This is a genomic window from Modestobacter sp. VKM Ac-2982 (assembly GCF_026967935.1).
In the GTDB taxonomy this organism is placed as follows: domain Bacteria; phylum Actinomycetota; class Actinomycetes; order Mycobacteriales; family Geodermatophilaceae; genus Modestobacter.
This window is the reverse complement of the sequence record NZ_JAPVBL010000001.1, coordinates 89,486-103,145: the sequence shown is the minus strand read 5'-3', so window position 1 is coordinate 103,145 and position 13,660 is coordinate 89,486. Positions and strand designations below refer to the sequence as shown.

The window sequence follows — 13,660 nt, the reverse complement described above, 5'->3', positions numbered from 1 at the left end:
CGCCGGCCGGTAGGGCATCGTGGGGGTGTGTCCCCCTCCGACCCAGCGGCAGACCTGTTCGACCAGCTCCGCCGCGAGCCCGACGTCGACGCGCCCGAACTGGTCGCCGTCGACGCGACCGACCGCCTGCTGCTCGACGAGGCGGCCGAGCTGATCCGCCAGCACCCGGACGGCGTGGTCGTGATCGACGACTCGCACGGCGCCCTCACCCTGGGCGCGGTGGCGCTGCACGGGGCGACCGGCGTCCGGGTGCACCAGGACCTGCTGGTCGGCGAGCTGGCCCTGGCCGGCAACGCCGAGCGCACCGGGCACGCCGGCACCTACCGGTCGCTGCCGCTGGGCGCTGAGCTGGTGCGCGGGGCCCGGGTGGTGCTGGCACAGGCGCCCAAGGGGCTCGACGCGCTGCGCGAGCTCGCCGAGGTGGTCGCCGCCGACGCCGACCCCGACGTCACCTTCCTGGTCGGTGGGCGGGTCAAGCACATGACCCACGCGATGAACGACGTCCTGGCCGAGAGCTTCAGCGACGTGCACGCGACCCGGGGCCGGCAGAAGTCCCGGCTGCTGGTCGCCCGGGGGCCGAAGCCGGGGACGTCGTCCTTCCCCGTCTGCCGGGAGCACTCCGACCTCGGGCTGACCGTGTGCGCCCACGGCGCGGCCTTCGCCGGTGCGAAGGTCGACCGGGGCACCCGGGCGCTGCTCCGGTCGCTCCCCGGCGCGGTGCCGGACGCCGCGACCGCGCTGGACCTCGGCAGCGGCACCGGGGTGCTGGCCGTCGGGCTGGCCATGGCGCGGCCCGGGCTGTCGGTCGTCGCGTCGGACCAGTCGGCGGCGGCCTGCGCCTCGGCCGCCGCGACGGTGGCCGCCAACGGGCTGACCGGCCGGGTCACCGTCACCCGGGACGACGCTGCCGGCAGCGTCCCGGACGGCAGCGTCGACCTCGTCGTCTGCAACCCGCCGTTCCACCTCGGCGTCGCCGTGCACGCCGCCGCCGCGGAACGGCTGTTCGACGCCGCGGCCCGGGTGCTGCGGCCGGGCGGCGAGCTGTGGTGCGTCTACAACAGCCACCTGCCGCACCGCGACGCGCTCCGCCGGATCGTCGGCCCCACCCGCCAGGTGACCCGCGACCCCACGTTCACCGTCACGGCTTCCACCCGCCGCTAGACCGGGTCCTCCCTCAGTGGCCGGTACCGCCGCGGGAGACCACCGGCGGGAGGGTCGACCAGGGGAAGTCGATCCAGGCGTCGGTGTGCTTCCAGGTGTAGTCGCACCGCACCAGTGACCGCGGCTTCTCGTAGACCACGGCGGTGCGCACCTCGGTGACGTGGCCGGCGCAGAACTCCTTGACCAGTTCCAGGGTCTTGCCGGTGTCGGCGACGTCGTCGGCGATCAGCACCTTCGTGCCGGTCAGGTCGACGACGTCGAGGGTCGGTGGCAGCACCACCGGCAGCTCCAGCCGCTCGTCGACGCCGGTGTAGAACTCGACGTTCATCACGAAGAGGTTCTTCACGTCCAGCGCGTAGCCGAGTGCGCCGCCGAGGAAGAGCCCGCCGCGGGCGATGGACAGGATCAGGTCCGGTTCGAACCCGCTGTCGGCGACCTGCTGGGCCAGTTCCCGGGCCGCCCGGCCGAAGTCCTCGTAGGTCAGGGTCTCCCGCTCGTCGCTCACGCCCGCATCTTGGCAGGCCCGGGGCGCATCGGCCGACGAGCCGATGAACGTGTGATGCACAAGACGAACGGGCACGGCTGGTCGCCGGTGTGTTGCGGTTCGGATGTGCTAACCGATCTCGACTGGAAACCGTCCGGTCTCGGTCGACAACGCAGGTACGGCAACTGAGCCGTCGACGACGGGAGCACGGCATGGGCACACGACTGCGGGACGTCCTCACCGGCGGGGGGCTGCGCCGGATCCGGATCAGCACCCGGCTCCTGGCGCTGGTGCTGGCGGCCGTGGTCGGCATGGGCACCATCGCCGTGATCGGTGCCCTCCAGGTGCGCCAGACCATCGAGGCAGAGCAGCGCAACAAGGCCCAGTCCGCGGTCGAGGCGGTGCTCGGCGTCGTGGCCTTCTACGGCGCGCAGGAGGCCGCCGGTGCGCTGACCCAGGAGCAGGCCCAGGCCCAGGCCAGGAGCGCGCTCAGCGGGCTGCGGTACTCGGGGCAGGAGTACTTCTGGATCAACGACATGAACCCGACGATGGTCATGCACCCGATCAAGCCGGAGATGGACGGCACCGACCTCAGCGCCAACACCGACCCGACCGGCAAGGCGCTGTTCGTGGAGATGGTGCAGGTCGTCGAGCGCGACGGCAGCGGCTTCGTCGAGTACATGTGGCCCAAGCCCGGTGAGGAGGAGCCGCAGGCGAAGATCTCCTTCGTCGCGGGCTACGAGCCCTGGGGCTGGGTCGTCGGTTCGGGGATCTACGTCGCCGACCTGAACGGCGCCTTCGTCGACGTCCTGGTCACCATGCTGCTGTGGGCGGCGCCGGTCGTCCTGGTGATCGCCCTCATCTCCCTGCTGGTGTCGCGCAGCGTCACCCGGCCGTTGCGCCGGATGACCGACGTCCTCGCGGCCGGGGAGCTGCAGGAGCGGCTGGACGTCGGCGCCGGCCGCAACGAGCTGGACCAGCTCGCCGGTGCGCTGAACACCACCCTCGACCGGGTGTCGGACGTGGTCGACGAGGTGGCCGAGGCCTCCCGGCTGCTCGACGGGGCCGCCAGGGCCCTGTCGGCCACGGGGACGACGATCGCCGGCGCAGCCGGGCGGTCCACCGGGCAGGCCGACGCCGTGACGGCGGCGGCGAAGGACGTGAGCTGCTCGATCGACGCCGTCGCCACGGGGGCGGAGGAGATGGGTGCCTCGATCCGGGAGATCGCGCACAACGCCGCCGAGGCCGCGCGGGTGGCCGGGAGCGCGGTGACCGCGGCAGAGAGCGCGAACCAGACGGTGGCCCGGCTGGGTGAGTCCTCGGTCGAGATCGGCAACGTGGTGAAGGTGATCACCTCGATCGCGGAGCAGACCAACCTGCTGGCGCTGAACGCCACGATCGAGGCCGCGCGTGCCGGTGAGGCGGGCAAGGGCTTCGCGGTGGTGGCCAACGAGGTCAAGGAACTGGCGCAGGAGACGGCGAAGGCGACCGAGGACATCGCCCGCCGGGTGGAGGCGATCCAGGCCGACACCCACAGTGCCGTCGGCGCCATCGGCGGGGTCACCTCGGTCATCGCCCAGATCAACGACTACCAGACGACGATCGCCTCGGCGGTGGAGGAGCAGACCGCCACGACGAACGAGATGAGCCGGGCGATCGGTGAGGCCGCCCAGAGCGGGCGGTCGATCGCCGAGACGGTCGCCGAGGTCGCCCGAGCAGCCCAGGAGACTCACGCCGGCGTCGCCGAGATGCAGTCGGCCACCGGTGACCTGGTCCGGATGTCGGAGAGCCTGCAGCAGTCGGTCGACACGTTCCAGCGGTGACCACCGGGGGTGGCCGGTGCGCCGGCCACCCCCGGCTCAGGGACCGGCCTCGGCCTGTTCCGACAGCTCAACCATGCTCAACCGCTCCTCCAGCACCGCCCGGGCCACCTCGTCGAGGTCCCGGTCGGAGCCGTAGGCGTGGGCGCGCAGCACGCTCAGCGCATCGGTGGCGTCCAGCTCCAGCCCGACGCCCACGAAGCCGACCGCCTGCCAGACCAGCGCGCGGCGACCCGCGGCCGGCGCGTCCAACCAGGACGGGCCGGTCTCGCTGCGCGGCTCCTCGTCCATCGCGCTGGCGAAGGTGGCGCTGAGCGCGGTGGTGATCGCGAGGGTGTCGGCGAGGCCCAGGTCGCGGACCGAGCCGGGTGGCGTCATGTACAGGTCCAGGGCGCCGATGCCCTCCAGCCCGCCGTACAGCGGCAGCGAGACGATGCCGCGATAGGGGGTGCGCGTCACGAGCGCGTCGTGGAAGACCGGCCAGCGGCTGCTCAGTTCCTCCTCGTCGGCGTACACCGGCTGTCCGGTGCTGTGCGCGGTCAGGCACGGCCCCTCGCCGATCGTGAACTGCAGGCGTTCGGCGATGCCGGCCGTCGGGTCGCTGCCGCCGAGCGGCAGCCGCCGGTCGGCGGAGAAGTAGACGCTGAGCCCGGCGCCGGCGACCGGGAGCACCTCCGCACACGCCCGGGCCAGCCGCACGGGCAGCAGCTCGGGGCCGGGGACGTCCGGCTCCGCTGCGGTGATGCGGGCAGCGAACTCCTGCGTGAGGTCCATGCCTCCCTCTCCGGGGCGAACGGCCGCAAGGGGGAGGGCCAGGGCTGAGCCGTGCTCCGCGGTGTCGCTGGACCGCTGCTACCCCCGGACGAGGTCGGCGCACACCTCCGGAGCTCAGCAGGAGGCGGGGGTGCCCAGCCAGGCGGCCGGCGCGGCCGGGACGTCGTCCCGCAGCACCGCCCCCTCGATCAGCCCGTACGGCCGGTCGTCGGCGTGGTAGACCACCGCGCCCGGGCCGTCCAGGTCGTTGGCCAGCCCGAACGCGGAGAGGTCCTGCAGGAAGTGGTGCTTGTTCGGCATCGACATCCGCACCTCGGCCACGTCCCGGTGCTGCTCGAGCACCGCCTCGCCCATCGCGTAGAGCGACTGCTGCAGCGCGAGGGAGTGGGTGGCGGCGAAGGTCTCCAGCAGCGTCGTCCGGACGGCGTCGTGGGTGGCGTTCCAGTCCACGTCCAGCCCGGTGTACCGCCACCGGGCGGTCACCGCGGTCGCCAGGATCCGGTCGGTCGTCTCCGGCAGCGTGGTGTAACGGTCCCGGGGGAAGCCCCAGAACTCCGAGCCGGTGGTCTTGAGGACGACGAGGTCGCTGAGCCCGGCGAGCACGTGCAGGTCCTCGCCGTCCGCGGTGACCACCGCCGTCCGGACGTCGCCCCCGGTGCGGGAGAAGGCGTGGTCGTGCGGCGTCCCGCCGACCGCGATCCGGTCCCACCCGTAGGACTCGATCGCCACCCGCGCCCCGGTGACCCACTCGTAGGAGCCGGCGAGGTGCCGGGCCAGCCGCAGGCCGAACTCCTCCGGCGAGCCGATACCGTCGCGGGCGAAGGCGAAGACGGTGTTCTTCTGTGCGTCGGTGGTCAGCACGTGCGCGTTGTCGCCGGCGGTGTGCGCCGCCGCGAAGTCACCGCGCAGCGCCGAGCTGACGTTGAGGTCGACGAGGGAGTGTCGGGCGGTGGAGCGGTCGACCGCGACGACCCGCACCTCCGCCTTCCCGTACTGGTTGGGCCCGAGGACGATCGCCATGCGCGCACTCTCCCTCATCTGCGTTGCTGGGATGTTGCACCGAAAGGACCCCCTGGCCCCCACCACTCGCAAGCTCGCGGCGGGACCCTGCAGGGGGCCGTCAAGAACCTCGGTAGGTGGAGTAGGCGAACGGGGAGAGCAGCAGGGGCACGTGGTGGTGCTCGGCCGGCTCGGCGACGGTGAAGGTCAGCACCACCTCGGGCCAGAACGTCTCCCGGCCCAGCCCGGCGGCCCACTCGCCGGTGCCGAAGGCGATCCGGTGCGGGCCGGCGGCGGTGGGCTCCTCGGTGAGCCGGCAGCGGCCGTCGGCGTCGGTGACCCCGGCGGCGACCTGGCCGGCGTCGTCCAGCAGCTGCACCGTCATCCCCGCCGCCGGGCGGCCGGCCACGGCGTCCAGCACGTGGGTCGAGACGCTCATGCGAACAGCCCCGCGATCCGCAGGCCGGTGATCTGGGCCAGCTGCTCGGTGGCCTCGGCGCGCTCGGTCTCCGGGTCGTTGCCGAGCCGGCGGTGCAGCTCGGCGAGCATCTCCTCGGCGGAGCGGCCGGACGCGCGGATCAGGAAGACGTGGCCGAACCGCTCCTCGTAGTCGCGGTTGCCGTCGACCATCGCGGTCCGGACCGAGTCCGCGGCGGTGGTCATCCCGCTCTGCTCCTCCCGCGACGTCCGCGCCTCCGCGGAGGGGCCCTGCATCCGGTCACCGATCCGGGCGTGCGCCGCCAGCGCGGTGCTCACCTCGGTCCAGGGCAGCGCGCGGCTGACCTCCTCGGCGCGGGAGACCAGGGCCTCGGGGGAGTCGTAGGGGCGGCCGGCGGCGACGGTCGGGGCGAAGGACGGCGCTGCGTTGCAGGACCGCAGCAGCTCCTCGGCCCGCGCTGCCGGTTCGGCGTTGAATCTGTCCAGCGGGGAGTCGGGCACGGCTGACAGGATGCCAGCCCATGATCCCCGTGGAGCTGTACGACGAGCTCGACCGACGGCTGGCGCCCGTGGACGCCGCGCGGCTCGCCTCATATCCGGGCGAGTCGTCAGCGCGGCAGCCGGTGCACACCTGTTACGTGCCCGCCGACGCCGTCGTCCCCGGGTTGGTCTCCTCCTGGGGTGCCGCGGCGCTGGGTGCCCTGGACGAGCACGGCCTCCCCGACCTCGGCCTGGACGCCGACCTGGTCGAGCAGGTGCTGCCCCGGGTGCGGGCCAAGTTGGCCACCGAACCGGTCGAGGACCTGCGGGTCGACGCCGAGGACGGCTACCGCGGCCCCCCGGACGCCGAGGACGGCGACGTCACCGCCGCCGCCGCGGTGCTCGCCGCCGAGACCGCCCTGCCGCCCTTCCTCGGGGTCCGGGCCAAGTCGCTGGAGGAGCCGACCCGGCGCCGCGGCGTGCGCTCCCTGGACCTGTTCCTCACCGGCCTCGCCGGGGCAGGCCGGCAGCGGGCGATCGTGACCCTGCCCAAGGTGACCTCGGTCGAGCAGGTGGCCGCCTTCCTGCCGGTGCTGGACGCCCTGGAGCAGGCCAGCGGGCTGGCGCTGGACCTGGAGCTGCAGGTGGAGACCCCGCAGGCGGTGCTGGGTGCCGACGGGACGACGACGCTGGCCCGGATGCTGCACGCCGGCGCCGGCCGGGTGGTCGGCCTGCACTACGGCACCTACGACTACAGCGCCGCCCTCGGCATCGCCGCGGCCCACCAGTCCTCCGACCACCCGGCGGCCGACGTCGCCAAGCAGGCCATGCAGGTGGCCGTGGCGGGCACCGGAGCGCGCGCGGTCGACGGCTCGACCAACGTGCTGCCCGTCGGCACCACCGCCCGGGTGCACGAGGCCTGGCAGCTGCACGCCGGGCTGGTCCGCAGGGCACTGGAGCGCGGCTTCTACCAGGGCTGGGACCTGCACCCGGCACAGCTGGTCACCCGCTACCTCGCCACCTACGCGTTCTTCCGGGCAGCCCTGCCGGCTGCCGCGGCGCGGCTGGCCGGCTACGTCAGCCGGGTCGAGGGCGGGGTGCTCGACGAGCCGGCCACGGCCCGCGCGCTGGCCACCGTGGTCCTCCGTGGCCTGGACTGCGGGGCGCTGGACGTCGCCGAGGTCGAGTCGGCCACCGGGCTGGACCGGGCAGCGCTGGACACTCTGGCGGGTCGCCGCCACTGACCCGACGCCCGGCACGTCGTGACTCCCAGCTCCACGGCCGTCGCCCTTCGTGCCACTGTGCGGCGGTTCACTCGATCGGGGGAGTGCTGTTCTGGGGGGCGGTTGCCGAGACCAGGGGTGGGTGATTGAGAATGCCAGCAGTTCCCAGGGTCCACCGTCGGTCGAGAGGTGTCGTGTCCGTTCTCGGAGCTCGTCCCGCGCTGCCGGTGCAGCGCGCCCGGGAGGAGGTGCCGAGTTCCCGGCCCGCGCCGACGCACGGCCACACGGCCCTGGTGTTCGGCTCCGACGACGCGCTGCTCGCCGGCGCCGTCCCCTGGCTGGAGGCCGGCCTGGCCGCCGGGGACGTGATGGTGCTGTCCTGCGCGGAGGAGACGGCCGAGCTGCTGCGCTCGGCGGTGGGGGCCCCCGAGGACCGGCTGCTCAGCGACCCCCGCGTCGCGATGCGCGGCGCCCGCGCGCCGGACGCCGTCATCGCCACCCGTCGGCTGCTCGACCGGGCCGCCGCGTCGCCGTCGGGGGTGCTCCGGGTCCTGGGCACACCGGAGTTCGGACCGGTGCCCCGCGCCTGGCGGGAGGGGCAGCGCTACGAGTCGGCGGTCAACGAGCTGCTCGCCGGGTCCCCGCTGGACGCGCTCTGCGTCTACGACCAGCGGAAGCTGCCCGTCGACGTCGTGGCCAGCGCCGGGCACACCCATCCGCACCTGCTCGTCGACGGCGTCCCGGTGGCGAGCGCCGGCTACCTGCCGCCGGCGCAGTACCTGGCCGCGCTGCCGCTGCTGCGCGAGCCGATGGAGGGCGGCCCGCCGCTGTTCGCCGCCGACGGCGCCCGGTCGCTGGGCACCCTGCGGCACCAGCTGGCCGCGGTGCTCGCCACCTGCGTGCCGGATCGGGACCAGTGCACCGACCTGCACCTGGCGGTCAGCGAGATCGCGGCCAACGCGTTCCGGCACGGCACCCCACCGGTGGCGGCCCGGGTGTGGGTCTCGACCGACCGGGTGGTCTGCACCATCAGCGACTGCGGCACCGGGTTCGCCGACCCGCTCGCCGGGTTCCAGCCGGCGCACGGCGACGACCTCTCCCAGGGCGGCATGGGCCTGTGGCTGGCCCGCAAGCTCTGGGACCACGTCGACCTGCTGCCCGGGCCGGACGGCCTGACGGTCCGGCTGAGCTCACCGTTGCGCTGAGCCGGGCCACGGTGACGGCCGGGGTCGCTCGTCACCGTGCCGGGAACCCGATCTCCCCCCTCTGGGCACGGGAACTGCCCACCGAGGTCCTTCAGAACTAAGATGTCCGGTGTGATCGTGGTGACTGCGGCCGGCGGGCTGACGGGGACGGCGGTCGTTCGTGCCCTGCGCGCCCGGGGGGAGTCCGTGCGCGCCGTGGTCTCCCGCCGCGGCCCCCGGCCCGAACTGGCCGAGCTCGGCGCCGAGGTCGTCGTCGCCGAGCTGACCTCGCCGATGGCCTGGTCCTCGGTGTTCGGAGGCGCGGACGCGGCGTACCTGATCTGGCCGAACTTCGACCCGGACGAGGCCGAGGGGGCGGCCGCCCTGTTCGCCGAGGCGCGCCGGGCGGGGCTGCCGCGGATGGTCTACCACTCGGTGATGCGCCCGCAGCTGCGGGTGATGCCCCACCACGCCGGCAAGGACCTGGCCGAAGAGGCACTGGACGCCAGCGGGTTGGCCTCCTGGCGGGTGCTGCAGCCCGCCTCCTACGCCGAGAACCTGCACCCGGAGCTGGAGGCGGCGCGCACCAGTGGCGTGCTCCGCAGCCTGTGGGGCCTGCGGAGCGCGCAGTCCCTCGTCGACGTGCGGGACGTGGCCGAGGCCGCAGCGGTGCTGCTCACCGAGGACGGCCTGGACGGCGGCACCTTCGAGGCGGCCGGCCCGGAGGCGCTCACCGCACCGCGGCTGGCCGAGCTGATCGGCGAGTGGCTCGGTGACGAGGTCGTCGCCGACGACGTCATCCCCGGTGGTGAGGTGCCCACCGGCTACGCCGCCCGCTGCCGGCGCACGATGTTCGACCACTACCGGGCGCACGGCTTCGTCGGCAGCCCGCGGGTGCTCACCGACCTGCTCGGCCGCCCGCCGCGCACCTTCGCCGAGCACCTCGCCGACCTGCCGCGGCCCGGGGAGCCGACTCCGTGAGCGACCTGCTCGACGGGTCGATGCCCACGCGCGACGTGGACGCCGGCACGGAGGACGCCGGCACCGGGGACGCGATGGACGTGATCCTGGCGCAGTGGGCGCAGGAGCGGCCGGACCTCGACTGCTCACCGATGGGCGTCATCGGCCGGATCAGCCAGTTGCAGCGGGAGGTCTTCCTGGCCCAGCGGGCCACCTTCGCCCGGCACGGGCTCGATGCCCCGTCCTTCGACGTCCTCGCGGCCCTGCGCCGGGCGGGGGAGCCCTACCAGCTGACCCCCACCGCGTTGATGCGCACCGCGCTGGTCACGTCCGGGGCCATCACCCAGCGGCTGGACCGGCTGGAGGAGAAGGGCCTGATCACCCGCGGGCGCAGTGAGGCCGACGGGCGGGCCGTCGTGGTCACGCTGACCGACGCGGGGCGGACGGCGCTGGACGCGGCGTTGCCGGACCACCTGGAGACCGAGCACGGGATGCTGGCGGCCCTGTCGCCCGAGGAGCGCACGCAGCTGGCCGGGCTGCTCCGCCGCTGGCTCATCACCCTGGGCCGCGTGCCCGGGGGCATGCCCGACCCCAGCTGACCGGTCCGGTCGGGCCGGACCGGTCAGCTGGCGTCGCCGGCGGTCAGCCCTCGGTGTCCTCGATCTCCTGCTCCAGGTCGTCGACGCCCTGCTCGACCTCGTCGACACCCTCCTCCACGTTCTGCTCGACGCCGTCGTCGACGACGTCGTCTCCGCAGGCAGCTGTCGTCAGGGAGGCGGCGACGATGGCGAACGCGGCGACAGTGCGACGCACCGGACGGGGACGGGCGGACCGGGACATGCGACCTCCTGCTCGACGGTGGTGGTGACCCGGAGGCTGTGCCCGGTCACGCCTGCCGGAAACGCGCCGGGGCTCAGCTGTGCTCGGGGCTGCGCGGGGTGGCCTCGTGCACGTCCTCCGGGTGGCCCTCGCGGCGGTCGATGATGGTGAAGCGCCGCCAGAGGCCGCTGAGCTGCAGCGGGCGGGCGACGGCGGCGGTGTGCACCACCAGCGGCGTGTCGATGCCCCGGGGCTGGGCCATCCGCTCCAGCTGCACCAGCGTCGCCATCCCGGCGGAGTTCATGAAGGTCACCTCGCACAGGTCGACCCGGACCTGCTTGAGCGTGGCGTCGGCCAGCATCAGGTCGGTCATCGCACGGACCAGGGGTCGGCGCGCGTGCTCGGTCAGCTCGCCGATGACCGTGATCTCGGCGGACTCCGCATCGTGCGTGGTGACCGTGACCTCGACGTTGGGGGCAGGTTCGTCCATGGCTCCTCGGTTCCCGGCCGGGCTGGAGTTCACTCCTCGGGATCCGCCGCCTGCGCCGTGTCGGCCTCCGCGGCGCGGGCGAGCAGCAGCAGGCCGTAGGCGGCCAGCGAGGGGCCGTCGGAGAACCGGCCGTCGCGCACCATCGCCCGGAACTCGGCCTCGGGGACGAACGCCGAGCGCATGTCGGCCTCGGTCGCCTCGCGCGCGGTGGGACCGGGCGTCAGGTCCTCGGCCAGCCAGACGTCGAACTCCTGGGTGGTGAGCCCCGGCGCCAGGTCCAGGTGCCCGAGGTGCCGGAGGGTGGCGGCGCGCAGGCCCGTCTCCTCGGCCAGCTCGGTCCGCGCCAGTGCCTCGGCCGACCCGTCCGCGCCGGCCGGCTGGACGCCCCCGGACCAGGTGCCCTGCGGGAACTCCCAGGACCGGCGGCCCAGCGGGTGGCGGAACTGCTCGACCAGCCAGAAGCCCTCCCGCTCGGCGGCGATCACCAGGCCGAAGTGGGGACGCTCGACGACGGAGTAGACGCTCGGTGACCCGTCGTCCAGCTCGATGGCGTCCTCCCGCAGCCGGAGCCACGGGTTCCGGTAGACCTCGCGCGTGCTCGTCGTCCGCATGCGTCCCAGACTGGCAGAGGAGCGTGGAGGAGGACGCCGATGACGGAACGCAAGCCGGAGGGCATGTCGTTCGAGACCTGGGTCGAGCACCAGATCTCACAGGCCCGCGAGCGGGGCGACCTGGAGGGGCTCGCCGGCGCCGGCAAGCCACTGCCCCGGCGGGACCGGGAGAAGACCACCTACGAGTGGGCGCTGGAGTGGGCGCGGCGGTAGGAGGCCGACGTCGCCGCGATCATGCCCACCGGGTTGGCGCTGCGGAAGGAGCGCGAGGAGCTGCCCGCCCGGGTCGCCCGGCAGCCCACCGAGGAGCTGGCCCGCGCGGTGGTCGAGGCGCACGTCGCCCGGGTCGACCGGTACTACCGGCAGCCGGTCGACGGTCCGTGGATCGCGGTCGGGATGCCGGACGTCGAGGAGATGGTCGCCGAGTGGCGGCTCAGCCGCCCGGTCGTCGTCCCCGGGCCCGCGGTGTCGGAGCCGGTCGTGCCACCCCGACGACGGCGGTGGCTCCGGCGAGGGGCGGCCTGACCGGCCGGTCCCGCGTTCCGTCGCGCCCCTCACCGTGGAGGGCACGTCGTACGACCGGCACCGGCCACCTGGCGCGGCCCGTGCGCTGCCGCCCGGGCACCGCACGGGTTCGCGCGGTGCCCGGGTGGGTCACTCGTCCTCGGCCGGTACCTCGATGTCGACGCTCTCGGCGACGATGTACTGCTGGCCCGCGAAGTCGCCGAACGCGTCGTCGGTCAGGTCGAGGCCCAGCTCCTCCTCGACCGCGACCTCGTCGAACCCGCTCTGCACGGTCCCGGTGACGAGGAGCACCTGACCGTCCTCGAGGACGCCCGCGATGTCCGAGCCCACGACGAGCAGCGGCTCGGCGGAGGTGTCCTCGACGCCGGTGATGGAGAAGGAGTTCGGGTCGACCACCTGGTCCACGGTCGCCGACACGGTCACCTCCTCGCCCACGAGGTCACTCGACTGCTCGTAGAACCCGGAGCCGTAGCTGCCGTTGAAACCGGCGTCCGCGTCGGCCTCGACGTCGGCCTCGGCCCCCTCCCCCTCCCGCTGCTCCAGCAGGTCCCCGGCGCTCCACACCTCGTCGGAGCCGGCCGGGTCGTCGCCGGCGGCAGTGTCGTCGCCGGCGCCTTCGTTGCCACAGGCGGCCAGGGTGACGGGCGCAACGGCCAGGATGCCGGCGAGGAAGAGCTTCGCGATGGGACGGGTGTGCTGCTGCACGGTGGTTCCTCTCGTCGAGCCGGGCGCAGGGTGCCCGCCACGGGTTCCGGACACCACAGTGATTGCCACAGCCGGCGATACCATGCCCGCCGGCGAGAACTCGACGCCGACACGTGGCGGGGCGCGCAGCACGGTCCCCTCCGCGTCCTCGTCAGCCGTGCTCTCGGTCGCCGTCCTCGCCGTCCTCGTCGTCGGAGTGGCGGGCCTGCAGCTCCCGGGTGGCCATGCCGCCGGTGCCGCCCTCGTCGTGCTGGCCGGGGTGCAGGTTGGTCTGGTCGGTCTCCGGCTCGGTCTCGTTCATCACCGGTCGAGCCTGCGGTGCCCGCCCGGTGTCGGCCACCTGGCGCGGCTCGTGCGGCGACCTCCCGGGCACCGCACGAGCCCGCACAGGGGTCACGGTGGCGTCACTCGGTCTCGGTCGGCACCGAGGTGTCCACGCTGTCCGCGACGATGTACTGCTGGTCCTCGAAGTCGGCGAACGCGTCGTCGGTCAGGTCGATCCCCAGCTCGTCCTCGACGCCGGTCTCGGTGAACCCGCTCTGCACGGTGCCGGTGACCTGCACGACCTCGCCGCCCTCCAAGGCGTTGGCCGAGTCCGCGCCCACGACGAGCAGCGGCTCGACGGAGGTGTCCTCGGTGCCGGCGATGCTGAAGGAGTTCGGGCCGAACACCTCGTCCACGGTGGCCGACACGGTCACCTCCTGGCCCACGTAGTCGCTCGACCCCGCGTAGAACGCGGAGTCGTAGAGGCCGTCGTAGCCGAGCCCGGCCTCGGCGCCGGCGTCGAGGCCGGCGTCGGCGTCGGCGTCGACAGCCTCGTCCTCCTGGATGTCGCCGACGCTCACGTCCTCCTCGGGGCCGGCGGTGTCATCGCCACAGGCTGCCAGCGTGAACGGAGCCACGACGAGGCTGCCGGCGAGGAGGAGCTTGGTGATGGGACGGGTCTGCTTCACGGTGGTTCCTCTCGTCAGGGCGGGCCCGGGACGG

19 protein-coding genes are annotated in these 13,660 nt (G+C 73.9%); 8 read left to right on the top strand and 11 right to left on the bottom strand.

Translation table 11 applies throughout. The annotated features are described in order from the left end of the window. Positions 1-27: 27 nt before the first annotated feature. Positions 28-1,161, top strand: a complete 1,134-nt coding sequence (locus tag O2W20_RS00520; RefSeq protein ID WP_269169803.1) for a class I SAM-dependent methyltransferase — start codon at positions 28-30, stop codon at positions 1,159-1,161. Positions 1,162-1,174: 13 nt separating this feature from the next. Here the strand turns inward: O2W20_RS00520 and O2W20_RS00515 are convergent, their stop codons facing one another. Further along, positions 1,175-1,666: a phosphoribosyltransferase gene (locus tag O2W20_RS00515; RefSeq protein ID WP_269157570.1), complete on the bottom strand. Its 492-nt coding sequence runs from the start codon at positions 1,664-1,666 to the stop codon at positions 1,175-1,177. A 191-nt stretch (positions 1,667-1,857) separates the two neighbouring features. Here O2W20_RS00515 and O2W20_RS00510 point away from each other — a divergent pair, with 191 nt between their 5' ends. After that, the gene (locus O2W20_RS00510) at positions 1,858-3,468 is read left to right on the top strand and encodes a methyl-accepting chemotaxis protein (RefSeq protein ID WP_269169802.1); all 1,611 of its coding nucleotides are present in this window, start codon (positions 1,858-1,860) and stop codon (positions 3,466-3,468) included. Positions 3,469-3,504: 36 nt separating this feature from the next. On the opposite strand, the gene O2W20_RS00505 is transcribed toward O2W20_RS00510, so the two are convergent. From O2W20_RS00505 to uraD, 4 genes are all read right to left on the bottom strand, one after another. Next, a complete protein-coding gene (locus O2W20_RS00505; RefSeq protein WP_269169801.1) occupies positions 3,505-4,239 on the bottom strand; it encodes a GAF domain-containing protein in 735 nt (244 codons plus the stop codon). A gap of 114 nt (positions 4,240-4,353) precedes the next feature. Beyond that, positions 4,354-5,259, bottom strand: a complete 906-nt coding sequence (gene pucL / locus O2W20_RS00500; protein ID WP_269169800.1) for a factor-independent urate hydroxylase — start codon at positions 5,257-5,259, stop codon at positions 4,354-4,356. A 100-nt stretch (positions 5,260-5,359) separates the two neighbouring features. After that, positions 5,360-5,677 (bottom strand): hydroxyisourate hydrolase, encoded by a 318-nt coding sequence (gene uraH / locus O2W20_RS00495; RefSeq protein ID WP_269169799.1) that lies wholly within the window; start codon positions 5,675-5,677, stop codon positions 5,360-5,362. Continuing rightward, entirely contained in the window at positions 5,674-6,177 is a 504-nt protein-coding gene (gene uraD, locus O2W20_RS00490; RefSeq protein ID WP_269169798.1) for a 2-oxo-4-hydroxy-4-carboxy-5-ureidoimidazoline decarboxylase, read from the bottom strand. The genes uraH and uraD overlap by 4 nt, the downstream gene beginning before the upstream one ends. A 20-nt stretch (positions 6,178-6,197) precedes the next feature. Between uraD and O2W20_RS00485 the strand changes: the two genes are divergently transcribed. From O2W20_RS00485 to O2W20_RS00470, 4 genes are all read left to right on the top strand, one after another. Beyond that, positions 6,198-7,400 (top strand): DUF6986 family protein, encoded by a 1,203-nt coding sequence (locus O2W20_RS00485; protein WP_269169797.1) that lies wholly within the window; start codon positions 6,198-6,200, stop codon positions 7,398-7,400. Positions 7,401-7,573: 173 nt separating this feature from the next. Next, entirely contained in the window at positions 7,574-8,584 is a 1,011-nt protein-coding gene (locus O2W20_RS00480; RefSeq protein ID WP_269169796.1) for a sensor histidine kinase, read from the top strand. Between the two features lie 111 nt (positions 8,585-8,695). Further along, the gene (locus O2W20_RS00475) at positions 8,696-9,544 is read left to right on the top strand and encodes an SDR family oxidoreductase (RefSeq protein ID WP_269169795.1); all 849 of its coding nucleotides are present in this window, start codon (positions 8,696-8,698) and stop codon (positions 9,542-9,544) included. After that, positions 9,541-10,122 carry a MarR family winged helix-turn-helix transcriptional regulator gene (locus tag O2W20_RS00470; RefSeq protein WP_269169794.1) on the top strand — a complete coding sequence of 194 codons (582 nt, stop codon included), beginning with the start codon at positions 9,541-9,543 and terminating at the stop codon, positions 10,120-10,122. The genes O2W20_RS00475 and O2W20_RS00470 overlap by 4 nt, the downstream gene beginning before the upstream one ends. Before the next feature lie 43 nt (positions 10,123-10,165). Here the strand turns inward: O2W20_RS00470 and O2W20_RS00465 are convergent, their stop codons facing one another. From O2W20_RS00465 to O2W20_RS00455, 3 genes are all read right to left on the bottom strand, one after another. Continuing rightward, a complete protein-coding gene (locus O2W20_RS00465; protein WP_269169793.1) occupies positions 10,166-10,363 on the bottom strand; it encodes a hypothetical protein in 198 nt (65 codons plus the stop codon). 73 nt (positions 10,364-10,436) lie between these two features. Then, positions 10,437-10,832, bottom strand: a complete 396-nt coding sequence (locus O2W20_RS00460) for an STAS domain-containing protein (RefSeq protein WP_269169792.1) — start codon at positions 10,830-10,832, stop codon at positions 10,437-10,439. A 29-nt stretch (positions 10,833-10,861) separates the two neighbouring features. Next, positions 10,862-11,443 (bottom strand): NUDIX domain-containing protein, encoded by a 582-nt coding sequence (locus O2W20_RS00455; RefSeq protein WP_269169791.1) that lies wholly within the window; start codon positions 11,441-11,443, stop codon positions 10,862-10,864. 39 nt (positions 11,444-11,482) lie between these two features. Between O2W20_RS00455 and O2W20_RS00450 the strand changes: the two genes are divergently transcribed. Both O2W20_RS00450 and O2W20_RS00445 read left to right on the top strand, forming a co-directional pair. Further along, the gene (locus O2W20_RS00450) at positions 11,483-11,656 is read left to right on the top strand and encodes a DnaJ family domain-containing protein (protein ID WP_269169790.1); all 174 of its coding nucleotides are present in this window, start codon (positions 11,483-11,485) and stop codon (positions 11,654-11,656) included. 21 nt (positions 11,657-11,677) lie between these two features. After that, complete coding sequence (locus tag O2W20_RS00445) at positions 11,678-11,968, top strand: hypothetical protein (protein ID WP_269169789.1); 291 nt, start codon at positions 11,678-11,680, stop codon at positions 11,966-11,968. Positions 11,969-12,097: 129 nt separating this feature from the next. On the opposite strand, the gene O2W20_RS00440 is transcribed toward O2W20_RS00445, so the two are convergent. From O2W20_RS00440 to O2W20_RS00430, 3 genes are all read right to left on the bottom strand, one after another. Continuing rightward, positions 12,098-12,673, bottom strand: a complete 576-nt coding sequence (locus O2W20_RS00440; RefSeq protein WP_269169788.1) for a hypothetical protein — start codon at positions 12,671-12,673, stop codon at positions 12,098-12,100. Between the two features lie 151 nt (positions 12,674-12,824). Beyond that, the gene (locus tag O2W20_RS00435; RefSeq protein WP_269169787.1) at positions 12,825-12,974 is read right to left on the bottom strand and encodes a hypothetical protein; all 150 of its coding nucleotides are present in this window, start codon (positions 12,972-12,974) and stop codon (positions 12,825-12,827) included. A 103-nt stretch (positions 12,975-13,077) separates the two neighbouring features. Further along, positions 13,078-13,626, bottom strand: a complete 549-nt coding sequence (locus O2W20_RS00430) for a hypothetical protein (protein WP_269169786.1) — start codon at positions 13,624-13,626, stop codon at positions 13,078-13,080. Positions 13,627-13,660 lie beyond the last annotated feature (34 nt).